Origin of the sequence: Pedobacter lithocola, assembly GCF_042650845.1 — a bacterium.
GTDB classification, from domain to species: domain Bacteria; phylum Bacteroidota; class Bacteroidia; order Sphingobacteriales; family Sphingobacteriaceae; genus Pedobacter; species Pedobacter lithocola.
This window is the reverse complement of record NZ_JBHSBW010000013.1, coordinates 590,983-614,433: the sequence shown is the minus strand read 5'-3', so window position 1 is coordinate 614,433 and position 23,451 is coordinate 590,983. Positions and strand designations below refer to the sequence as shown.

The following is a 23,451-nucleotide window of genomic DNA, read 5'->3' as shown; positions in this document are numbered from 1 at the left end:
CAATTCCATCAATAAATAAATATAGGTATTATGATGTTTAGGTTTTTAGGCTTAATGCTTTTACCTTAAACCTTACGCCTTTTACCTTATACCTTAATAAAAATGTTAGATTCATTAAAGAAAATGTTTTCGGGTAACGAGGCCGATGTTCCGGTAAATACAGGCAGCAAACCCGATATTTCGAGGGTAAAATCTGCAGAGTTGTATGAGAAATCGAAAACGTATTTCCCTGGAGGAGTAAACTCGCCTGTTAGGGCTTTCAAATCTGTTTATGGTACACCACTTTTTATTGAAAAGGGTGATGGTTGCTACATTTGGGATGCGGATGGCAATCAGTTTATTGATTTCTGTGGAAGTTGGGGTCCGTTAATTTTGGGGCATAATAATACTAAAATCAGGGAGAAAGTTACCGAAGTGATGCAAAACGGAATGAGTTTTGGCGCTCCAACAGCTTTGGAAAATGAATTGGCGGAATTGATTATTAAGAACAATCGTTTTGTAGAAAAAATTCGTTTTACAAGCTCTGGAACAGAGGCTGTAATGTCGGCGATTCGTTTGGCAAGAGGGTTTACAGGTAGAGATAAAATTTTAAAATTTGAGGGCTGCTACCATGGCCATACAGACGCTCTTTTGGTTAAAGCGGGTTCGGGTTTGGTAACCTTTGGCGAAACTTCTTCGGCAGGTGTTCCAAAATCTTTTGCTGAAGAAACCATTGTAATTCCTTTAAATGATAAGGTAGCAATTGAGCAAGCTTTTGCGCAATTTAAAGACCAGATAGCAGCAGTAATTATCGAAGGAATTCCTGCAAATAACGGGCTGATTATTCAAGACGAAGATTATATTCATTTCCTACGTAAAATTTGTACAGAAAATAATTCATTACTTATTTTTGATGAAGTGATTACTGGTTTCAGGGTTGGTTTTGAAGGTGCAGCGGCACACTATGGTGTTAAACCGGATATTGTAACTTACGGAAAAATTATTGGCGGCGGTTTGCCTGTTGGTATGTATGGTGCATCGGCTGAAATCATGTCGAACATTTCTCCAGATGGTGGAGTTTATCAGGCCGGTACGTTATCGGGTAATCCGGTAGCTATGGCTGCGGGGATTGCAACTTTAACAGAATTAAATAAATCAGGTTTTTATAAAGATTTAAATAATAAAACCCAGGATTTTGTAGCAAGTATTCAGCGTTTTGCTACAGCAAGAAATTATAAATTTAAGGTGTTTACTGTTGGTTCCATTTTTTGGTTCGCTTTTACAGATAAAGATAAAATTCAATCGGCTGATGATATTGATGCGGGTAGCATGGAAAAATTCAAAATCATGCATCGTGAGTTGTTGAACAGGGGAATTTATTTAGGGCCATCTGGTTATGAAGTTGGTTTTGTTTCTGCAGCACATACCAAGGTGGAATTAGAGAAGGCGAAGAGAGCGATTTTTGAAGCATTAGATTTGGTTTTTAGGTCGTAGCATCAACCTTTGCGGCTGATAATTTTTTACGATATAGAAAACGTAAGTTTTCATGTAGAATAAAGAGTTTTCGACCATATAAGACATATAAGAAAAGATAAGCTTATTGTGTCATTGAAACGAGGTTTTAAACTTTGCGGGAATTCCCCTCTTTTAGAAGGGTGCCTGAAAGGCGGGGTGTTTCTGTTCAAGGCACAAACCCAAATTATCTAAACCCGATTGAAGTGGAAATACTTTTTGATGCAGGTCTTCTACAAGCTCCGACTGACAATCGCAAAAAGATAGTAACAAAAAGCGGGACTGAAATAAGCGAAGAAAACAGAAACTTGCTTTTCATATTTCGACTATACTCAGTATTAATATGCTAATAAATATTTTAAAATCCTTAAATTATAAAAATCCTGATAAAGACAGATGAAAAAATCCATCATAATCTTTTACGCTTTACTACTTTACGCCTTAATTCAGCTTGTATCTTGGGGTACTTTGGTGGTGCGTTTGCAACCCAGCCGCATGACAATGATTATGGGTGAAGGCTCTGTGTTTTTGTTTCTGTTGTGTATTGGAGGTTATTTTTTGCATCAATCGTTAAAACGTGAGGATAAATTAAGAGAGCAGCAACAGAATTTCTTGATGTCGATTACACATGAGTTAAAATCGCCTTTGGCAGCGATAAAACTTTCTATACAAACGATAGTTAAAAGAGATTTAGATAAAGCCAGACAAACATCTTTGCTTAATAATTCACTAAAAGATATTGAGCGTTTGGATGATTTGGTTGAAAATATGTTGTTGGCAACCAAAATTGAAAACCGCTCATACACCTTTCCGAAAGAGGAATTTAATTTTTCGGAGTTGGTTTACAAAATTACGGATAGATTGCAGGTACATTCTTGTGGCAACGAACAATTAATAAATGCGCAAATTCAGCCAAATTTGCAGTTGGTGGGTGACAAATTTGCCTTATCGTCTGTAGTTACCAATTTAATAGAAAATGCGGTGAAATATTCTAGTCCGTGCGACGAGATAAATGTGCTTTTGGATGAGTTTGAAGGGCATTTGAGATTAAGCGTAATAGATAAAGGTCCGGGTATTTCAGATGCCGAAAAAATGTTGATATTTGATAAGTTTTACCGCGTTGGTAATGAGAATGTCAGGAAAGCGAAAGGAACGGGTTTAGGCTTGTTTATTGTGAAAGAGGTTTTACAATACCATGATGCAGATATTACAGTAAAAGACAATTTGCCTCAGGGAAGTATTTTTGAAGTAACATTTAGTTAATCTCAATTATGTCACAAAAATTAAGAATTCTATTGGTAGAAGACGAGGACCACTTGTTAGATGCTATCAAATTAAACCTCGAACTTGAGGGTTATAAAGTTCACGCCGTTAAAGATGGCAAAACCGCTCTTAAAATATTTAAGGAAGAACGTTTTAATCTAATTATTTTAGATGTAATGTTGCCAGAAATGGATGGTTTCCAGGTTTGCGAAACAATACGTTTAGAAAATGCAGAAGTTCCGATTATGTTTCTAACAGCTAAAAACACATCTGAAGATCGTGTTTTAGGTTTGAAAAAAGGAGCTGATGACTATTTAGTTAAACCATTTAACTTAGAAGAGTTGATTCTTCGTGTGGGTATTTTGGTTAAACGTAGCTTAAAATCAGATGATTTAAAAGAGTTAAACTCTTACAAAATCGGCGATAAAACCATCTATTTTAATTCATTCGAATTGAAACACGATGATGGAACAATCACACCATTAACAAAAAAAGAAACCATGTTGTTAAAGCTTTTAATTGAGCGTAAAAACGATGCAGTTTCTCGAGAGCAGATTTTAGAAACCGTTTGGAATTATGATGTCTATCCATCCACAAGAACGATTGATAACTTTATTTTAACATTCCGTAAATACTTCGAACCAGACCAGAAAAATCCTGTTTATTTTCATTCTATTCGTGGTGTGGGCTATAAATTCACCGATATTCATTAATGTATAGCAGTCTCGGCAGGTATATTTTAATGGCCGTATTTGTGCTTGCCGCATTGGTTTGTGTTTATTACAATCAATACGAGTTGGCAGCAGTTGCTGGCTTTCTATTCTTTTTTCTAATTTGGAGTCATTTCAGGCATAGTTCAGTTTTAATGGCCTCTAAATATTTTAAGAACAATGAATTTTCTAAAGCAAAGCTGATGCTTGCCGAAGTTCCAAATCCGAAAAGGCTATCAAAAAACAGGAGAGGTTATTACGAATTTATGCAAGGCAACATGGCCTTGAAAGAAGAAGATTACGAAAAAGCAGAATATCATTTTCAATTGGCAAGTCGTTTTCCCGTTGGTGGCAAAACCCAAAAAGGTTATGTTTTAATACATTTAGCTAATCTCGCTTTGCGAAAAAAAGACAAAGAAAGAGCCGAGGCATATGTTAATTTGGCCAAAGAACTTTCAGAACCGACACGTTCGAAAGATATAATCGTTAAGATTGAAAAAGAAATAAGTAAATTATAATACTCGTATTGTCATTTTGAGAAACGAAATACCGCTTTAGGCATAAAAAGGTAGTTCGTTTTTTTTTATTTTATACCTTTGCAGAATTAAATTTTTGCTCAACGTCATGCTGAATTTAGTTCAGCATCTTTCTTGCTATTAAGACCCTGAAATGAATTCAGGATGGCGACAGTACGACACTAAAACAAAACATGAAGAACAATTTATTTTTAGACGCAGCATTTTCGAAACAGACAGAACGTCCACCTGTGTGGATGATGCGCCAAGCTGGTCGTTTTATGCCACAATACTGGGAGATTAAGAACAAATACTCTTTTTTAGAGATGTGCAAAACTCCGGAAATTGCAGCCGATGTTACCATGTTACCTGTCGATTTGTTGGGTATTGATGCAGCGATTTTATTCTGCGATATTTTAGTAACTGGCGAGGCTATGGGTGGCGATTTGAGCTTTACTCAAGGCGTTGGTCCGAAGTTTGCAAACCCGGTACGCACTGCACAAGATGTAGAAAACTTAAATGTTGATTGTTTGGATGAATTGCAGTACGTAGCTGATGCCATTAAAGTAATTCAACAGCGGTTAAATGGAAGTATTCCTTTAATCGGTTTTGCTGGTGCACCTTTTACGGTAATGAGTTACTTAATTGAAGGCGGTTCATCAAAAGATTTTAAATTAACCAAGCTTTTCATTCATAACCAACCAGAGTTAGCGCATAAACTTTTAGCTAAAGTTGCTAAAGTAACGGCTGATTATTTGAATCTTCAAATTGCGGCTGGTGTAAATGCAGTTCAGATTTTTGATAGCTGGGCACTTGCTTTATCATGGAATGATTATCAGGAGTTTTCTCACCGCTATATTCAGGAAATTATCTCCAACTTAAACCGAAAAGATATCCCAGTGATTTCTTTCTGTAAAGGAAGTTCGGTTTTTGCGCCGATGATGGCAGAGGCTAAACCTGATGTGATTTCGGTTGATTGGAATGCAGATTTGCTTAACATTAAAAATGCTTTGCCTGCTGGTATTGCCGTTCAAGGTAATTTAGACCCGCATATTTTGTATGCAGACCAATCGGTAATTAAAGCACAAATTCATAAGTTGTTCGAACGCATGCGTGGAACTGAAGGTTTTATTTTCAATTTGGGCCATGGTATTATGCCTGATATTCCTTTCGAAAATGTAAAATATGCGATTGAGGTGGTAAAAGAGTTTAGGTATTAAACTGCATATATAAAATGATCGAAACTCTTTTGCCATATTATCGCTACTTCATTGCATTACATGTTGTTTTCGTAATTAGCTGGATGGCAGGATTATTCTATATTTTAAGTTTATTCATTTACCATACCGAAGCAAATGATAAACCTGAACCCGAAAAAAGTACTCTTATAAAGCAATTCACAAAAATGGAGGCCACGCTATGGAATATCATTGCAACCCCAGCGATGGTTATTTCTGTTTTAGCGGGTATTTCAATGCTTACTTTACGCCCAGGTTTGCTTCAAACCGATTGGATGTGGGTTAAACTCGGTTTTGTAGTAGGGTTGTTAATTTATCATTTCATTTGCCAAAATATCGTTAGGCAACTTAAAAATAATCAGTTTAAAATGAACAGTTTTCAACTTCGGTTGTGGCGAGAATTGGCAACTATTTTTATGATAGCAATTGTTTTTGTTGTGATTTTAAAAGATTCATTAAACTGGATTTACGGTTTGATTGGCATAATGGGCGTTGCACTGGCGATTATGATTGCAGTTAAGTTGTATAAGAATTATCGGTTGAAGAAATAAACTCAATGATTAAAGTAGAAAGACCAAAGCAAAAAAGACACAAGCATTCTTTGTTTTCTTTGCGTAAACTTCTATTTAGTTCTTGATACTTGATGCTTGTTACTTTATACTTTACCAAAAAACTATCCTAAATTTGAGCCATAAAACCAAGCTCATGTTAACAACAACAGGTCTGAAAAAAACCTTACTCTCAATTACTTTTTTATTTACATCTTATTTTGCTTCAGCACAGTTTAATCAATCGGCTTTAGAGAATAGAATTCGTCCGGACAGTAGCTTAACCAGAGAGGTTCATTTTAATTTTTACAATTTTAATTACGTTCGGAATTACGAATATACCAACGATTTCCATGATGGATATACTTTGTATGGAACACAACTGCAACCGCAAATTGTATATTATGCACACCCAAATTTGGCCATAACGGCTGGTGCTTTTATTAGAAAGGATTTTGGCAGAAATGGTATCTCCGATGCAAAGCCTTTGTTCAGTTTAAAATATCATAAGCGCAACTTAACATTGATTTTCGGAAGTTTGGAGGGCGGTATTCAGCATAAATATATCGAGCCACTTTACGATTTTGAAAGAACGATAACTACACCAATTGAATATGGAACGCAGTTATTGGTAGAGCGCAAGAAATTCAATCTAGATGCCTGGATTGCCTGGCAAAAAATGATTTACACAGGTGAAGCTGCAAAAGAAGAAATTATTGGTGGGTTATCAACAGAAAGTACAATTGCTGAAAATAATGGATGGAAGTTTACTTTTCCTGCACAGTTTCTGGCTTTCCATCAAGGAGGACAAATTGATGTGTTAAAGCAAATCCCAATTAGTACTGTTTTTAACGGGTCGGCAGGGTTGAAGTTACATAAGGCTATTAACACCAACATCACACAGGTTTATACAGATAACTACATTGCCGTTTACAAAGATTTTTCGCCTGATAAACGTCGTGCTTATCAGGGTGGTTTTGGTATGTGTTTAAATGCTGGTGTAGAAAGTAAGTGGGGAAGTTTAGTGGCCTCTTACTGGAAAGGAAATAACTTCATTTCGATTAGAGGAATGCCTTTATATGAATCGGTTTCGAGTAATTTATATACAAACGGACTAAAGCAAAGTGGTAGAAATATTGTCTCGTTGCGTTATGCTTACCAAAAGGAATTGATTCCGCATTTGTATTTAGATGTTCGTTTTGAGCCTCATGTTGATTTAGATAATACAGATAAACAACTGCAATTTAACCATTCATTTTTTTTGACCTATAAACAAGATTTTAGGTTATTTAAGGTGAAGAAGAAAGATTAAAATTTCCGTCAGCTAAAGCAGACTGCATTGAATTGCCATCTGGCTAAACTATCGCTATCATTGCCGTTGGCTTCAGCCAACGGAAAAGTTAATTTTGGCCTTATTAAAATTTTGCAACTATACTTCTTTGTGTGGTGTACAAGCCTGTGTTTCTAAACCCGATAGGAGCGGAAAACGCGAAGGTGAGGAACGAGCCGAGGCTTTGAAGCGCATAGCGGGACTGCTATTCCCAAAGAAATACTGAATGCTCATTTCCAAATAAAATATATATCTTTCTGAAAATATATTAATGATTTATCTTATTGATAATCAGCTTATCTAAACCAATTTTAACTTTTATTTAACTTTTTTATATCTCCCATGCAACCAATGTTTGTAATCCAACATCTTCTATATACAAACACACAATGAAATTGACGCGAAGTTACACGATAAACGATTTGATGGAGGGCTGCAAAGCTGGCGACCGGAAGATGCAAGAGCTGCTTTACAGGCAAACGGCATCGAAAATGATGGCTGTTTGTATGCGCTACGCAAAAGATAGGATGGAGGCAGAAGATGTATTACAAATGGGCTATATCAAAATTTTTCAGAAGATTAAGGAGTATAGAGGCGATGGTTCATTTGAAGGTTGGATTAGGAGAGTGATGGTGAATACCGCAATTGAAAGTTACCGTAAAAACTTACGCAGCTTAAATGTGGTCGAAATTGATGAGGCTTACGAACAACCGTCGACAGGTTTTGATTTTGGCACTTTAGGCATGCAAGATTTGATGAAAGTGATACAAAAACTGGCTGATGGTTACAGAATGGTTTTCAATATGTATGTAATTGAAGGTTATTCGCACAAAGAAATAGGAGAAACGCTCGGCATCTCGGAGGGAGCAAGTAAATCTCAATTATCGAGAGCAAGAGCAATTTTAAAAGAAGAAATTATAAAAATGGAGGGATTTGGTTATGCAACCTATACAGGATAAGGATTTTGATAAGTTATTTAAAAATGCTTTCGAAGATGCTGAAATTGCACCATCTAGAGATTTGTGGGGCAGCATTGAAAGTGAAATTGAACCAAAGAAAAAAAGGATTATCCCAATTTACTGGTTAGCAGCAGCGGTGATTTTATTAATTGCAACCGTAAGTATTTTGGTTTATCAGCAACAAGATGTTAAACCAAAGCAGTTTGCAAATCATGTTGAACCTAAGGTTAAACCAGTGGTAGAAAATCAAATGGTTAAAGATTCTACAGAAAACGAAAGCTCACTGAAAGAAAAAATGGTTCTACCTGTAGCATTAAAGGTTGAGGCTGTAGCAAAAACTAAGGCCACAGAGAGGAATAAACCTGTAGAAAAACAAAAAATAGTTACCGCCCCGGAAATGAAAAAACAGGAAACGGTGATTGCACAAGTAATACCGACTCAAGAAATTATCAAAAAGAAAATTGATGAGGCCATTTTACAAACCAACCCGGAAACTGTAATCGCATCAACAGCTACAAATGTTAAACCTGATGATGTAATCGATTATGAAAACCAAACTGAAAGTAAAGGCATACGTAATGTTGGCGACGTGGTGAACTTAATCGTAAATAAAGTGGATAAAAGAAAAGATAAGTTTATCCAGTTTCGTACCGATGATGATGATTCTTCACTTTCATCGATAAATATTGGTCCGTTTAAAATAGGGAAAAAGAAAAAATAACAAGGATTTTAGAGATTGTAGGATTTTAAGATTAAAGTATTTATTCATTCAATAGTTCTTTTATTTAGCAATTCAGTCATTCTCTCAATCAATAATTCAATCATTCAAACACACACACGAAAAAAATATGAAACATCTAATTTTTACAACACTTTTGGTAAGCGGGCTTGCCGGTGTTATGGCTCCAAGTGCTTTTGCGCAACAAGATACTCTTGCAATGGATACCGTAGTTAAGAAGAAAAAAGCAAAATACACCTTAACCATTGGTGGCGGGAATATAATTACTAAAACAGATTCTACAGAGGATGTTAAAAAAGGCCGTTTTGTTGGAGGGATTACGTTTACAAGAGTAGATTTAGGTTTCTCCAGATTAATTGATAATGGTGACTTTGATTTATCGCCGAACAATGAATTTTTAGATTATAAGGGCGGTAAAACCAGTACGTTTTCTTTTGACGTTTTGCAATTTGGTTACCGTTTTAACTCCAACTTTAAGGTTTATGTTGCAGGTGGTTTCGATTGGACATTAATTCGTTTGAGAGATAATATTACCATTCAGAAAAACCAACCGACTTTAACATATATAAACGAACCGATTGACTTTTCTAAAAATCGTTTCTCAAGCAGCTATGTGCATATTCCTTTAAACTTCGAGTTTCGTACTAAAGAGAACAATAAAGGTAAAAGATTCTACTTTGTTGTTGGTCCGGAGGTGAGTTTCTTGCTAAATGGAAAGGTTAAACAAATTAGCGAAGAACGCGGAAAAGAGAAACAGTATGACAGTTACCATTTTCAATCTGTTCGTTACGGAGGTACAGTTAGATTTGGATATGGTGGTTTGGGGTTATTTACCAAATATTATTTCAATGATATGTTTACCACACCTGCCCAAGCTGGTTTAAGAAATATGAGTTTTGGTGTCTCTTTTGGATTGAATTAGCTTTAGAATTGAAGTTGAGATTCAGAGGTCTTAAAGGCCGAAGTTTAATAACAAATGAACGATTATACAAATGAACCAATGAAATCCTGTTTCGGTTAGGCGGAACAGGATTTTTTTGCGAAAATCATTTCGATTTAAGCTTTAGTCTTTCCCCTTTAAGCTTTATCTTTACTCTGTGAGCGATACCATAATCAGCGTAAAAAATTTAACAAAACAATACCAGACTGAGCAAGCTGGAGGAATTAAAAACATCACTTTTGACATTAACAGAGGGGATGTAGTTGCTATTATTGGCGAAAGTGGAAGTGGAAAATCAACTTTGCTGAAATCCATTTACGGTTTATTAAAAACCGACGTGGGTGATATTTTTTTCGAAGAGGAAAAAGTTAAAGGTCCTGATGAACAGTTAATTCCCGGGCATAAGCAAATGAAAATGGTTACTCAGGATTTTTCATTAAACATTTATGCCAAGGTTTACGATAATATTGCCTCACAATTATCGAATAGCGACCTAAAAACCAAAGCAGAAAAAACTTTGGCCATAATGGAGCATTTGCGAATTTTACCGCTCCAAAATAAAAAAATTATCGAGTTAAGTGGAGGTGAACAACAACGTGTAGCAATTGCTAAAGCCATGGTTGCTGATACTAAAGTTTTGTTATTGGATGAACCTTTTAGTCAGGTTGATGCATTATTGAAAAACCAGTTGCGAGCCGATATTAAACGCGTTGCAGCAGAAACAGGTGTAACGGTGATTTTAGTATCTCACGACCCGGCAGATGGATTATTTCTTGCTGACCAACTGCTTATCCTGCGAAACGGCGAACTTTTGCAAACAGGAAAGCCAGTAGATATTTATCAACAGCCAAAGCACATTTACACCGCACAAATTTTAGGTAATGCTGTTGTTCTATCTCGTGGCGATGCTGAAAAACTCGGACTGAAAACCTTCGCCGCATCGGTTGTATTTTATCCGGAATGGGCAGAAATAAACAGCAATTGGAGCAGCAGAAGATTTGAGGTGAAAGACGTTTACTACAAAGGTTTTTACGATGAATTATTGCTCGAGCGAAATGGCGTTACCGTTAGAGCTTTGCAATTGAATAGGGGAGAGCATAAAAAAAACGACTACGTTCAATTGAACATTAGTCGTTTTCTAGAGTTTCATTAAATTAATCTGCGTATTCAGAAGGAATTACAACAACCTTAACCAATATTCTATAGCTTGGACGTACTGAACTTGTTAAGTTTCTGCTATCCTGAACATCAAATGTTATCCCTCCGCTGAAAAGTTCATAACTATAAACTGTGTAATTAAAAGTATATGGCAGTTGAACATCACTATTGTCATTAGTAGGGTGAGTGAAGTAAACAAGTACGCCCTCATCGTCTAGAGTTACGCCATCGAATTCTGGTTTATTCCAGGTAAAAGAGAAAGTTCCGTTCGAATTTTGAACCCATTGATTCGGTTCAATGTATCTGTTATAAGTTTTTGCCGAAGGTGGGTAGATAATTGTGTCTTTTTTGCAAGATGCCAAACCTAGTGTGGCAATGCAAAGCATCAGGATAGTAAGTTTTTTCATGTTGATTGTGTTTAATTTGTGTGTGTGTACTTTGCGTAATACAAAACCACTGCCAAAAACTTTAACAATCACAATGTGGTTTAATATTTGTTTATTCGTGAACACACACAATTGAAATTTGAATTAATATAATCACAATGAGAATCATTTTTAGAGTTTTACCTTGGTTGATTTTACTTGTAGCCGGATACTTTTTTATCTCCAAAAAGTTTAGCATCAACACATCTGTTGAAAGCAAACATCAGCTTTTGGTTGATAAAATAGAGGCTATTGGTAAATTGGAACTAGTTCGCTACCAAATTAGCGATGTATTGGAGCACAAAAATAAAACGGATTTTTTGCCTGAGGCAAGTGTTTTACTAATCGTAAAAGCTGAGGCCGTTGGTTGTATCGACCTTACTAAAGTTACACGAAACGATATTGAACTTGATGCCGATACAGCTGTAGTAAATTTACCACAGCCAGAAATTTGTTACGTAAAAATCGACCACAAAAATTCGCGGGTTTATGATACCAAGATGGCTTTCTTCCGCGAGGCTGGATTAGTTGATGAGGCTTACAAAGCAGCCGAAAAACATGTAACTGCTGAGGTAAAAAAATCGAATATTTTAGCACAAACCAAAACGAATGCTATGAATGTTTTAAAACCAATTATAGAAGGCTTGGGTTATAAAAATGTGCGTTTAACTTTTGAATAGATAGTAACTGCCATTAATAATTTTGCCACCTTAGGAGTTCTAAGCTGCCTTAGGTGGTGAAAACATTATTTCAAAAAGTCTTCACGATGCGGATTAAATACATCAATTAAAAGTCCAGGTTCTAAACATAGCACACCATGAAATACCATTGTGGGAGCAAAAAATACATCGCCTTCATTTAAGATTTTTTTATCATCACCCATCATTACTTCAAAACTTCCTTTAGCAACATAGCTCAATTGTAAATGCGGATGGTTATGAATGGTTCCAAAAGAATCTTTTTCAAACTCAACTTTAACCAACATCAATTTATCATCGTAAGCCATAATCTTTCTCCTCACACCGGCACCTAAATCTTCCCAATCTACGTCGTTATCCGCAATTAGTGTTTTGTTGGTTAAATCTTTGAAGTTCATTTTTTTATGAGATTATGTCACGTTAGGCTTGTCGAAACGCTGTTCTTCGACAAGCTTATAATGAAATTTTTTTATATTGTTTGTTACCTGAAAAACTGTATGTTCATTTCTATTAACTCCCTTAAACCAAATACTCAAACAAAGTCTGGTCTTGGTTCAGTTCTATAATTTCGAATTTAAAATCTTTCATGCGTTGCAATAAGCTTGCATAATCGTTCTTATTCGAAAGCTCGATACCCACCAAAGCTGGTCCGTTTTCTTTATTTGTTTTTTTAATAAATTCAAAACGGGTAATATCATCCTGCGGACCTAAAACTTCGTTCACAAATAATTTCAAAGCGCCTGGTCGTTGAGGGAAACGCACAATAAAATAGTGCTTTAAACCTTCAAAAAGTAAAGATTTCTCTTTAATTTCTTGCATTCGCTCGATGTCATTATTGCCTCCACTAACAATACAAACAACCGTTTTGCCAGCAATTTGGTCTCTCAGCTGGTCTAAGGCTGCAACCGATAAAGCGCCTGCAGGCTCCACAACAATAGCATCTTCATTATAAAGTTTAAGTATTGTAGTACAAATTTTTCCCTCTGGAATAAGGTGCATTTGGTCTAAAAGTTGCTGGCAATATTCGTAAGTAATATGACCGATTCTTTTAACAGCGGCACCATCCACAAAACGGTCGATTTCCTCCAGTGTAAAAGGTCCGCCATTTTCCATAGCCGTAACCATAGATGGAGCACCCAAAGGCTCAACGCCAACCAATTTTACATCAGTTTTAACGGTTTTTATATAAGCACTCACACCCGATGCTAAACCACCACCGCCAACAGGCATAACAATCATATCTAAATCGGGCAGGTCTTCAAAAATTTCTACCCCAACTGTCGCTTGTCCTTCAATTACTTTCTCGTCATCAAATGGAGGTATAAAACTTGCCGAATGAGCTGCACTGTAAGCTAATGCCTCTTTTAAACAATCATCAAAAGTATCACCAACCAAAATTACTTCTACGTTATCTCCACCAAACATATACGTTTGTTTAACCTTCTGTTTTGGTGTAATTTCGGGCATAAAAATTACGCCCTTTATACCAAGTTTTTTGCAAGAAAATGCCACACCTTGCGCATGGTTACCTGCACTGGCACAAACCACACCATTAGTTAAAGCCTCTTGCGGCAACGAACTAATTTTATTGTAAGCACCACGTAATTTGTAAGAACGCACAATTTGCAAATCTTCCCGTTTCAAATAAATATTTGCATTGTACTGGGCAGAAAGTCCGGCATTAAACTCTAATGGCGTACGTTTTACCACGCCTTTCAGCCTTTCCGATGCAGATTTAAAATCTAGTTTATTTGGTGTTATTGTGTTCATTTTTTTAGTTTCAAATAGCGTTAAGGTATCCGGTAATAAGATTTTTTAATGCTTATGTGTTTTTGAAAAGCAGGCTCCGGTGCTTTTCGGTTAATTTAGTCCTGCTATTCGTTACAATCTTTTTGGGATTGTCATTTTAAGCAGTTACTGAGCTGCAGCAAAAAGTATTTCCACTGCTATCAGGTTTAGAGGGCAAACACTGTGTTTAAAACTCAAATCCTCCCCCTGTCCCTCCAGAGGGAGATACCTCTTAAAGTTTGCAAATTGCAGCTTTTTATTTTTAAGGGATTTGCTCTTCTACCTTTCAGCTTTGGTCTCCATTCTTTCAGCTTTAGTCTTTATTCTTATAGCTTTCTTCTTTTTCCTTTGGTCTTTCATCTTTGCTCCTTAATCCTTAATCTCTTTCCGTTCCCTACAAAAACTTATTAATCGCATCTAAATAAGCATTAGCAGATGCTTTTACAATATCAGTGCTAAAACCATATCCTACAAAAGATTTCCCATTGTAATCAACCTTCATATTTACTTTACTTACATCATCGCTACCACCATGCATCGCCTGGATAGTAAACTCTTTAAGTGTAATGTCTTTATCAATAATGCTAACAATTGCGTTTATGGTTGCATCTACAGGACCATTCCCTTCAGCTTTTGCCTCTTTCACTTCACCATTATATTGTAATTTGATGTTGGCTGTAGGTTTTTCCTGGTCGCCACAAACTACTTGCAGTAAGTTTAATTTATAGCCGTTTTTATACGATTCTGTTTCACCATTGCTCATCAAGAAAAGTAAATCATCATCGGTAATGTCTTTCTTTTCATCGGCTAAAACCAAGAAACGTTCGTAAACATCATCAATATTAATTTTTTCGATATCATAATCCAAACGTTCTAAATGGTGTTTCAAAGCATGGCGGCCGCTACGAGCGGTTAAAATTATATCAGCGCTGTTTAATCCAACATCCTCTGGATTAATAATTTCATAGTTTTCGCGGTGTTTTAAGAAACCATCCTGATGAATACCAGAACTGTGTGCGAAAGCATTTTTGCCGATAATTGCTTTATTTGGTTGCACCGGCATGTGCATCATACGGCTAACCATTCCACTAATTTCAGTAAAATGTTTGCTATTGATACTCGTATGCAAGCCCAAACTGTGCGTTTTTAAAATCATCGCAACTTCTTCCAAAGCTGTGTTTCCTGCTCTTTCGCCAATGCCATTAATGGTACATTCAATTTGGCGGGCGCCATTAACTACACCTGCAATACTATTTGCCGTAGCCAAGCCTAAATCGTTATGGCAATGAACCGAAATAATGGCTTGATCGATATTTTTAACGTTTTCTTTTAAGTAAAGAATTTTAGCGCCATATTGGTCGGGCATGCAATAACCATTTGTATCTGGGATGTTTACTACAGTGGCACCAGCGGCAATTACTGCCTCAATCATTTGAGCTAAAAAAGCATTATCCGCTCTTCCTGCATCTTCAGCATAAAACTCAACATCTTCAACAAACTTCTTCGCATACTTTACCGCATCAACGGCACGTTCTAAAATCTTTTCGCGTGTGCTGTTAAATTTGTATTTGATGTGCATATCCGAAGAACCAATTCCAGTATGGATACGTGGATGCTTTGCATATTGTAAAGATTCTGCAGCAACATCAATATCACCTTTAATTGCTCTTGTTAAAGCACAAATGGTTGGATTTTTAATCGCTTTAGATAATTCTACAACACTTTGAAAATCACCAGGACTCGAAATGGGAAATCCGGCCTCAATTACATCAACACCAAGTACTTCCAGTGCTTTCGCAATTATAATTTTTTGGTCGGTATCTAACTGGCAGCCCGGAACCTGCTCTCCATCACGTAAGGTGGTATCGAAAATATAGACTTTATTTGGGTCGTGTATCATTATAATTGGGGTGTTGTAGTTAATTTTTGAGATAAATATTTAATAACCAATTTGCCCATTTCGGCGGTGCCTAAAACTTTAAATCGGTTGGTGTTTTCGTCTGCAATGTCGTTGGTTCTAAAACCATCTTTTAAAACATTATCAATGGTATCAACCAATAATTTTGCCTCCTCTTTTAGTCCGAAGCCAATTTCGAGCATCAGTGCAGCCGATAGGATAGAGGCGAGTGGATTGGCCAAATCTTTACCAGTAATATCATGTGCCGAACCATGGATAGGTTCAAAGAAACCTGTGCTTTCGCCAACAGATGCCGACGCTAGCATGCCCATAGATCCTGCAATTTGCGAAGCCTCATCGGTAAGAATATCGCCGAATAAGTTTGCTGTTAAAACCACGTCAAATTTCTTCGGGTTTTTGATAAGTTGCATCGCTGCATTATCAATAAACATATGTTCAGTTTCTACATCAGGGTATTGTTTTGCAATTTCCTGAACGGTTTCACGCCATAAGCGAGAACTCTCCAAAACATTTGCCTTATCTACCGAGCACAACCTTTTGCTACGTTGTTGTGCCGCCTGATAGGCTTTGTGCGCAATACGCTCAACTTCGTAGCGGTGATATATCATCAAGTCAGAGGCAGTGTTTCTATCTTCTGAACGCGTTTTTTCGCCAAAATATACATCGCCCGTTAATTCACGGAAGAATAAAATATCAGTTCCCCTTAAAATTTCTGGTTTAATGCTCGATGCCTGAAGAAGCTCATCAAATAGTAATATCGGGCGGAGATTTGCAAACAAACCCAGTTCCTTACGGATTTTTAACAAACCTTGTTCTGGCCTTACTTTTAAGCTTGGGTCGTTATCGTATTTAGCATGGCCAATTGCGCCAAAAAGGATTGCATCACTTTTTCTTGCCTTTTCAAGTGTTTCATCTGGTAGCGGTTCACCAGTAACTCCAATAGCAGCATGACCCATTAAAGCCTCGTCAAATGTAAATTCATGGTTAAAAATCTCAGCAATTTTCTCTAATGCTGCTTTTCCCCATGTGGTAACTTCGGGTCCTATACCATCTCCGGGTATTACTAAAATGTTCTTCTTCATTGTATTATATATTGCCGTCATTGCGAGGTACGAAGCAATCTCATTTAAATAGTACGGTGCAAAAATTGCTTCGTACCTCGCAATGACGAGTTTTGGTATTCAAAATTTCTACGGCTTTAATTTCGCCGTTTTCTAATAATATTCTTTTTTCCAGGCAGTTTGGTAGCTGCGATTCAAAATGACCAACATAAATTAAAGTCATCCCGTTGCTACACAATTCATCGATAAAATGATTGAATTGTCGTGTTTGTTGTTGGTCTAGCCCTTGGCAAGGTTCATCCAGAATTAACAATTCAGGATTTTTAATGATGGTTCTTGCCAATAAAACCAGTCTTTGTTTTCCTAAAGGAAGAGTGCTTAACAATTCATTTTTTGAGGATGTTAAACCAAAATATTCTACTAGTTCATCAACTTGCTGGCTTTTAGTGTATGGGAGTTTTTGGAATAAACCAATTGTATCGTAAAAACCGGATGCAATACTTTGCCAAACCGTTGAGTTGGCATCAAAATACCAATGAAATTCGGGAGAGATTAAACCGATGTGCTGCTTGATATCCCAAATGCTTTCTCCGCTACCGCGTCTGTTGCCAAATAAATAAAGTTCGTTGGCATAAGACTGCGGATGGTCGCCATTGATTAAGCTTAGCAAAGTTGATTTGCCCGAACCATTATGCCCTTGCAACAGCCATTTTTCGCCAGCTTTTACTTCCCAATTGATATTCTTTAAAACCTGTTTTTCACCATAACTGATGTTAATATTCACCATTTTAACGATATCACTGGATGAATAAGCGGGTGATTCTTTTAAAAAATCTGGGATTTCTTTTAGAATTTGTACCGTAGAAATTGTCGAGGTTTCTTTTGAATCGGAAACGTTGATTTGGCCGTTTTGTAATTCCGCAAAGCGATTGATAGCGTTTGGATATTCAGAATCGTTAGAAATCAAAATCAACTGTACACCTTCTTTGGAAACTTCATCTAAAAGGATGTTTAAGTATTTACGAGATGCAACGTCTAAACCCGTGTAAGGCTGGTCGATAATCAGTAATTGCGGTTTTAGCCATAAAGCTTTAACCAACTGTAGTTTTTTATGTTCTCCGCTTGATAATTCTATTAATTGCGAACTGGCAAATGAGGAGAAATTTAATGCGTTTAAAATTGGTTCAACAGCATCGAAATTAAGACCTTTTTCTTTACCGTAATATACCAATTCTGCATGAATGGTTAATGTATCTTTAGCTTGCTGACAGGTATATCGCTGTTGATAATAGAAATTTGCGACACCTTCTAAATTTTTAAATTGATACCAACTTTCTACAAATAAAGCTTCGGAAGGTAAATAGCTATTGGTGTCGAAGTTAATTTTTACTTCGCCAATTCCATTTTGTAAGCCCGCTATTATTTTTGCTAAAGAAGTTTTTCCACCTCCACTTTCGCCAAATAAAACATAATTTTCGCCAGCATTTATTACCCAATTCAAATCCTTTAACACCGCTTTTTGCTGGTATTTTAGAGTTAAATTTTGAATATTGACGAAACTTTCTTTCATGCTATTTATTTTTACCACCTTAGAAACCTTAGTACATCTAAGTGGGTTTTAGGTATTGTTTTGAATCCTATTTTTGGTGGCCCTCACCCTGAATTTTTTTCAGGACCTTTCATGTTATGAGGTGCTGAAATGAATTCAACATGACGACGAATTTATCTCGCTTTTTGCTATAGTTGTTTCTATTTTTTTTCAAATTCTTCTATTAAGTCTTTTTGCGCTAAAATGAAGTCTATATCATCATAACCATTTATTAAACACGATTTTTTGTAGGCATTAATCTCGAAAGATTCTGCCACACCTGTTTCAATTAAGGTTACAGTTTGGTTTTCTAAATCAACCGTTAAGTTTACATTAGGATTTGCCTCAACAGCTGTAAAAATATTTTTTAAGAAATCCTCGCTCACCTGTATTGGCAATAAGCCATTGTTAAGGGCATTTCCTTTAAAAATATCGGCAAAAAAACTACTGATTACGACATCAAAACCAGCATCTTGAATGGCCCAAGCCGCATGCTCTCGGCTACTACCACAACCAAAATTTTTGCCTGCAACTAAAATTTGTCCGCTGTAAGTAGGGTCATTTAATACGAAATCTGTTTTGGGTTGATTGTCGTTTTCATAACGCCAATCGCGGAACAAATTTTCGCCAAAGCCTTCGCGGGTAGTCGCTTTCAAAAACCTGGCAGGGATAATCTGGTCGGTATCAATGTTCTCTATATTTAATGGCACTACGGCCGATGTTAATTTTGTGAATTTTTTCATTGTATCGTTTTTTTGTTTTTGGTTTGTTTGTTGTTTAGACTTACAACTTATAACCTAGAACGTATTACTTTTTAATCGCTTTCACTCGCAGTCTTCTATAATCTGCAACCCATTCTCCATTAATAAAGTAATTAGGTTTGAGGATTTCGACAGCTAAATTTTTGATTGATTCGGCTTGTTCTGTATGAAGGTTTTTAAATGCGTGCTGTGCAAATTGATTAATCCAAACATACATTCCATCATCACCGATTAATTTCGTTGGCCTATCAAATAGCCAGGCTTGCTCCACTTCGAAACCTTTTGATTCTAGTAATGTGGTGTAAGTACTTATGGATGGGAAAAACCAAAAGTTTGTGGCAATTTTATCCGCTAAACCCAATTCCTTACCAGCAGCTGAAATTGCATCTGTTATGCTTTTTACATTTCCTTTGCCACCAAACTCTGCAATTAATCTTCCACCATGTTTTAAGCTTTTGAATAAACCATGTGATAATGCATTTTGGTCCTCAATCCAGTGGAAAGTAGCATTGCTAAAAATTGCATCGAAGTCTTCATAGTAAGGAAGTTTCGTCGCATCTATTACTTCGAAACTTAATTTTGGATAGGCTTTTTTTGCATTAGCGACCATTTCTGAAGATGCATCGGTTCCTAAAACTTTAGCACCGCTCTCTGCAATTTGTGCTGCCAGCTGACCTGTTCCGCAACCTATGTCTAAAATATCTTCGTGTTCCTTTGGTGCTAACCATTGCAAAACATCCGTTCCATAATCGGACACGAAATGATGTTGTTTATCGTATAATGTGGCATCCCAAACTATTTCTGGCATATTTTCTATTTTTTGACCAAGTTTACAAGATTTATGGAATTTTAAGATTAAGGCGCAATGCGATATTCTTACCTTCAATCATTCAAAACTCAATTATTTTTTATCTCCTCATAATGTTCAAAAATCGTAAAAGGCTCATAAAAATGATGCAATAACTTTTTCCAATCCTGATATGCTGCTGAGCTCCTGAAACCTTTGGTATGTGATTCCAATGTTTCCCAGTTCACAAGCAGAATATCTTTATCTGTCTTTTCCATGCATTTCTTTAGTTGATGGGAATTGTAGCCATCCATCGATGCAATGATTTTTTGAGCCTCGCTAAATGCCTTTTCAAAATCAGTTGATAGACCTGCTTTTATATTTAATGTCGCAACTTCTAAAATCATGTTTTTAAATTTTCCTCAATGAAGAGTGACTAGGCAAATCGCAGAAACCTTAAATCGTTCACCGTTTAACCTTCTACCTTTTCTAATAACTCCCTCACATCCGTAATTACACCTGTTACAGCGGCAGCAGCAGCCGTTAGCGGACTAGCCAATAACGTTCTTGCATTTTGTCCTTGTCGGCCCTCAAAATTTCTATTTGATGTAGAAACACAATATTTACCTGCCGGGATTTTATCTTCATTCATTCCTAAACAAGCACTGCAACCTGGTTCTCGTAATTGGAAACCAGCCGCCTCGAAAATTTTATCTAAGCCTTCATTAATGGCCTGTTGCTCTACTTGCTTTGATCCTGGAACAATCCAAACGGTAACATTATCTGCTTTGCGCTTATCTTTTACAAAATCTGCAACTTCACGTAAATCCTCAATGCGAGAGTTGGTGCAACTTCCAATGAAAACATAATCAACTGGTTTACCAATTAAAGATGCATCATCATCAAAGCCCATATAATCTAAAGCCTTTTGATAAGAAAGTTTTTCTTTTTCTGGTTGAGCTTTTGTAGCCGGGATATTTTCCTGGATACCCATTCCCATACCAGGGTTGGTTCCATAGGTAATCATTGGTGCAATATCTGCTGCATCGAAAGTTAAAACACTATCGAATTTTGCATCAGCATCGCTATATAATGTTTTCCAGTAAGCTAAAGCTTTATCCCATTCTTCTCCGGCAGGAGCAAATTCTCTGCCCTTGATGTAATCGAATGTGATTTGATCTGGCGCAATTAAACCACCTCTGGCACCCATTTCGATACTCATGTTACAAATCGTCATTCGTGCCTCCATGCTTAAAGCCTCAATCGCCGAACCTGCATATTCTATGAAATAACCAGTACCCCCAGCCGCAGAAATCTGTGCGATGATGTAAAGAATAATGTCTTTCGCACCAACGCCTTTTCCTAGCTTACCATTCACTTCAATTTTCATGGTTTTAGGTTTCGATTGCAATAAACATTGCGTTGCGAAAACCTGCTCTACCTGCGATGTTCCGATACCGAAGGCAATTGCGCCAAAAGCACCATGGGTAGAGGTGTGACTATCGCCACAAACCATTGTTTTTCCTGGTAAAGTAATACCCAATTCAGGACCAATTACATGAACAATACCCTGAAAAGGATGACCTAATCCATAAAGTTCGATGCCGAATTCTGCACAATTTTTGGTTAGCATATCCACTTGATAGCGAGAAAGCTTTTCTTTAATTGGCATTAATTGGTTTAAGGTTGGTACGTTATGGTCGGCTGTTGCCACTGTTTGCTGTGGACGAAAAACAGGCAAACCTCTTTTACGCAAACCATCAAAAGCCTGCGGCGAAGTAACCTCATGTATTAAGTGTGTATCAATGTATAAAATATCGGGAAAGCCTTCCTCACTTTTCACAATGTGAGCATCCCAAATTTTTTCTACTAATGTTTTTGACATTGTATTATGTGTTTAATGTTGTCATTACTGATGATGACATTCTTTTTATTCTATGCTGTTTTAATCGCCTTCATTGCTATCATCGCTTTGCGTAATGTAGCGCCAATTTGTTCTACCTCGTGCGAGCGAATGGCCTCATTAACCTCGATTAATTTTCTGTTATCAACAGCGCCATCTTTGCCTTCGTTAAAGTTTTTACCCACTAAATCGGTATCTACTTTTTTCATAAAATCCGCTAATAAAGGCTTACAAGCTTGGTCGAACAGGTAACAACCATATTCTGCGGTATCAGAAATTACGCGGTTCATTTCGAACAACTTCTTACGTGCAATGGTGTTGGCAATTAGCGGAGTTTCGTGTAAAGATTCGTAGTAAGCAGATTCTGGCTTAATTCCAGCCTGAACCATCGTTTCGAAAGCCAATTCAACACCAGCACGAACGAAAGCAACCATTAAAGTGTAGTTGTCGAAATATTCTTGCTCACCAATTTTTACATCGCCGGCAGGTGTTTTTTCAAAAGCAGTTTCGCCAGTTTCAGCTCTCCAAGCTAATAGATTTTTATCTCCATTTGCCCAATCTTCCATCATAATGCGGCTAAATTCACCGCTCATAATATCATCCTGGTGTTTTTGGAACAACGGACGCATAATGTCTTTCAATTCTTCTGAAATTTCGAAAGCTTTAACTTTAGCTACATTGCTCAAACGGTCCATCATTGCAGTAATACCGCCTTGTTTTAAGGCCTCGGTAATTACCTCAACACCATATTGAACCAATTTAGATGCATAACCCGCATCGATTCCTTTTTCTATCATTTTATCGAAAGATAAGATAGAACCCGTTTGCAACAAACCACAAAGAATGGTTTGCTCGCCCATTAAATCTGATTTTACTTCGGCAACGAATGATGATTTTAATACACCAGCCCTATGGCCACCTGTACCAACTGCATAAGCTTTTGCTTGTGCCAAACCTTTACCTTGTGGGTCATTTTCTGGGTGTACTGCTATTAAAGTAGGTACCCCAAAGCCGCGTACATATTCTGCTCTAACTTCGCTACCCGGGCATTTTGGTGCTACCATAATAACGGTTAAATCTTTACGGATTTGCATGCCTTCTTCTACAATGTTGAAACCGTGAGAGTAAGATAATGTTGCTCCATCTTTCATTAAAGGCATTATTGCATTCACTACGGCAGTATGTTGTTTATCAGGAGTAAGGTTAATTACCACATCGGCAGTGGGAATTAACTCTTCGTAAGTACCAACATTAAAGTTATTTTCTGTTGCATTTTTCCACGAATCCCTTTTGCCTTCAATTGCCTCTTTACGCAACGTGTAGCTCACATCTAAACCACTATCTCTTAAATTTAAACCTTGGTTTAGGCCTTGAGCGCCACAACCTACAATTACCAGTTTTTTGCCTTTTAAAGCGCTAACGCCATCTAAAAATTCGCTGCTATCCATGAAATCGCAAACACCAAGTTGGTTCAATTTTTCTCTAAGAGGTAATGTGTTAAAATAATTTGACATCGTTTTATTGGTTAATTTCTATTTATTATCGGTTTAATTTTATTTTTTCTCCTTCGGTTTGATTACACTGATGAAATGATTTCACCAATTTATTTTTTGAAAAGGTGGTTTCAGTAC

24 protein-coding genes are annotated in these 23,451 nt (G+C 36.8%); 12 read left to right on the top strand and 12 right to left on the bottom strand.

The annotated features are described in order from the left end of the window. The first annotated feature begins 102 nt into the window (after window positions 1-102). The 7 genes from hemL to ACFOWA_RS16735 all read left to right on the top strand — a co-directional run bounded on the left by hemL (window position 103) and on the right by ACFOWA_RS16735 (window position 7,077). Entirely contained in the window at window positions 103-1,473 is a 1,371-nt protein-coding gene (gene hemL / locus ACFOWA_RS16765) for a glutamate-1-semialdehyde 2,1-aminomutase (protein ID WP_378987236.1), read from the top strand. Between the two features lie 414 nt (window positions 1,474-1,887). Beyond that, a complete protein-coding gene (locus ACFOWA_RS16760; RefSeq protein ID WP_378987233.1) occupies window positions 1,888-2,754 on the top strand; it encodes a sensor histidine kinase in 867 nt (288 codons plus the stop codon). Window positions 2,755-2,762: 8 nt separating this feature from the next. Beyond that, window positions 2,763-3,467, top strand: a complete 705-nt coding sequence (locus tag ACFOWA_RS16755; protein WP_109926856.1) for a response regulator transcription factor — start codon at window positions 2,763-2,765, stop codon at window positions 3,465-3,467. Next, window positions 3,467-3,982 (top strand): hypothetical protein, encoded by a 516-nt coding sequence (locus ACFOWA_RS16750; protein WP_378987230.1) that lies wholly within the window; start codon window positions 3,467-3,469, stop codon window positions 3,980-3,982. The genes ACFOWA_RS16755 and ACFOWA_RS16750 overlap by 1 nt, the downstream gene beginning before the upstream one ends. 191 nt (window positions 3,983-4,173) lie before the next feature. Next, window positions 4,174-5,199: a uroporphyrinogen decarboxylase gene (hemE, locus tag ACFOWA_RS16745; protein ID WP_378987227.1), complete on the top strand. Its 1,026-nt coding sequence runs from the start codon at window positions 4,174-4,176 to the stop codon at window positions 5,197-5,199. Window positions 5,200-5,213: 14 nt separating this feature from the next. After that, window positions 5,214-5,768 (top strand): CopD family protein, encoded by a 555-nt coding sequence (locus ACFOWA_RS16740; protein WP_378987224.1) that lies wholly within the window; start codon window positions 5,214-5,216, stop codon window positions 5,766-5,768. Window positions 5,769-5,922: 154 nt separating this feature from the next. Next, the gene (locus ACFOWA_RS16735) at window positions 5,923-7,077 is read left to right on the top strand and encodes a hypothetical protein (protein ID WP_378987221.1); all 1,155 of its coding nucleotides are present in this window, start codon (window positions 5,923-5,925) and stop codon (window positions 7,075-7,077) included. 117 nt (window positions 7,078-7,194) lie between these two features. Here ACFOWA_RS16735 and ACFOWA_RS16730 read toward each other — a convergent pair whose 3' ends face one another. Next, window positions 7,195-7,329: a hypothetical protein gene (locus tag ACFOWA_RS16730; RefSeq protein WP_378987218.1), complete on the bottom strand. Its 135-nt coding sequence runs from the start codon at window positions 7,327-7,329 to the stop codon at window positions 7,195-7,197. 155 nt (window positions 7,330-7,484) lie between these two features. Between ACFOWA_RS16730 and ACFOWA_RS16725 the strand changes: the two genes are divergently transcribed. The 4 genes from ACFOWA_RS16725 (at window position 7,485) to ACFOWA_RS16710 (ending at window position 10,886) form a co-directional block, all read left to right on the top strand. Beyond that, window positions 7,485-8,054, top strand: a complete 570-nt coding sequence (locus tag ACFOWA_RS16725; RefSeq protein WP_378987215.1) for an RNA polymerase sigma factor — start codon at window positions 7,485-7,487, stop codon at window positions 8,052-8,054. After that, the gene (locus ACFOWA_RS16720; RefSeq protein WP_378987212.1) at window positions 8,035-8,775 is read left to right on the top strand and encodes a hypothetical protein; all 741 of its coding nucleotides are present in this window, start codon (window positions 8,035-8,037) and stop codon (window positions 8,773-8,775) included. The genes ACFOWA_RS16725 and ACFOWA_RS16720 overlap by 20 nt, the downstream gene beginning before the upstream one ends. 127 nt (window positions 8,776-8,902) lie before the next feature. Then, window positions 8,903-9,715, top strand: a complete 813-nt coding sequence (locus ACFOWA_RS16715; RefSeq protein ID WP_378987209.1) for an outer membrane beta-barrel protein — start codon at window positions 8,903-8,905, stop codon at window positions 9,713-9,715. Window positions 9,716-9,890: 175 nt separating this feature from the next. Beyond that, the gene (locus tag ACFOWA_RS16710) at window positions 9,891-10,886 is read left to right on the top strand and encodes an ABC transporter ATP-binding protein (protein WP_378987206.1); all 996 of its coding nucleotides are present in this window, start codon (window positions 9,891-9,893) and stop codon (window positions 10,884-10,886) included. Between the two features lies 1 nt (window position 10,887). On the opposite strand, the gene ACFOWA_RS16705 is transcribed toward ACFOWA_RS16710, so the two are convergent. Next, window positions 10,888-11,298 (bottom strand): hypothetical protein, encoded by a 411-nt coding sequence (locus ACFOWA_RS16705; RefSeq protein WP_378987203.1) that lies wholly within the window; start codon window positions 11,296-11,298, stop codon window positions 10,888-10,890. Window positions 11,299-11,435: 137 nt separating this feature from the next. On the opposite strand from ACFOWA_RS16705, the gene ACFOWA_RS16700 reads away from it, so the two are divergent. Next, a complete protein-coding gene (locus ACFOWA_RS16700) occupies window positions 11,436-11,996 on the top strand; it encodes a DUF4230 domain-containing protein (protein WP_123206828.1) in 561 nt (186 codons plus the stop codon). Window positions 11,997-12,061: 65 nt separating this feature from the next. Here the strand turns inward: ACFOWA_RS16700 and ACFOWA_RS16695 are convergent, their stop codons facing one another. The 10 genes from ACFOWA_RS16695 to ilvC form a co-directional block, all read right to left on the bottom strand. Beyond that, window positions 12,062-12,412 (bottom strand): cupin domain-containing protein, encoded by a 351-nt coding sequence (locus tag ACFOWA_RS16695; protein ID WP_378987200.1) that lies wholly within the window; start codon window positions 12,410-12,412, stop codon window positions 12,062-12,064. Between the two features lie 121 nt (window positions 12,413-12,533). Next, window positions 12,534-13,784, bottom strand: coding sequence for a threonine ammonia-lyase IlvA (gene ilvA / locus ACFOWA_RS16690; protein WP_378987197.1), 1,251 nt, complete (start codon window positions 13,782-13,784; stop codon window positions 12,534-12,536). Between the two features lie 412 nt (window positions 13,785-14,196). Continuing rightward, a complete protein-coding gene (locus ACFOWA_RS16685) occupies window positions 14,197-15,702 on the bottom strand; it encodes a 2-isopropylmalate synthase (protein WP_378987194.1) in 1,506 nt (501 codons plus the stop codon). After that, the gene (gene leuB, locus ACFOWA_RS16680; RefSeq protein WP_378987191.1) at window positions 15,702-16,802 is read right to left on the bottom strand and encodes a 3-isopropylmalate dehydrogenase; all 1,101 of its coding nucleotides are present in this window, start codon (window positions 16,800-16,802) and stop codon (window positions 15,702-15,704) included. Before leuB ends, ACFOWA_RS16685 begins: the two co-directional genes overlap by 1 nt. Window positions 16,803-16,842: 40 nt before the next feature. Further along, window positions 16,843-18,351, bottom strand: a complete 1,509-nt coding sequence (locus tag ACFOWA_RS16675; protein WP_378987188.1) for an ATP-binding cassette domain-containing protein — start codon at window positions 18,349-18,351, stop codon at window positions 16,843-16,845. 179 nt (window positions 18,352-18,530) lie between these two features. Beyond that, complete coding sequence (gene leuD / locus ACFOWA_RS16670) at window positions 18,531-19,112, bottom strand: 3-isopropylmalate dehydratase small subunit (protein ID WP_378987185.1); 582 nt, start codon at window positions 19,110-19,112, stop codon at window positions 18,531-18,533. A gap of 64 nt (window positions 19,113-19,176) precedes the next feature. Next, a complete protein-coding gene (locus ACFOWA_RS16665) occupies window positions 19,177-19,938 on the bottom strand; it encodes a class I SAM-dependent methyltransferase (RefSeq protein WP_378987182.1) in 762 nt (253 codons plus the stop codon). Window positions 19,939-20,027: 89 nt separating this feature from the next. Continuing rightward, window positions 20,028-20,324, bottom strand: a complete 297-nt coding sequence (locus ACFOWA_RS16660) for an antibiotic biosynthesis monooxygenase family protein (protein WP_378987179.1) — start codon at window positions 20,322-20,324, stop codon at window positions 20,028-20,030. Between the two features lie 65 nt (window positions 20,325-20,389). Continuing rightward, complete coding sequence (gene leuC / locus ACFOWA_RS16655) at window positions 20,390-21,802, bottom strand: 3-isopropylmalate dehydratase large subunit (RefSeq protein ID WP_378987176.1); 1,413 nt, start codon at window positions 21,800-21,802, stop codon at window positions 20,390-20,392. 50 nt (window positions 21,803-21,852) lie between these two features. Continuing rightward, a complete protein-coding gene (ilvC, locus tag ACFOWA_RS16650; RefSeq protein WP_378987173.1) occupies window positions 21,853-23,334 on the bottom strand; it encodes a ketol-acid reductoisomerase in 1,482 nt (493 codons plus the stop codon). Between the last annotated feature and the right edge of the window lie 117 nt (window positions 23,335-23,451).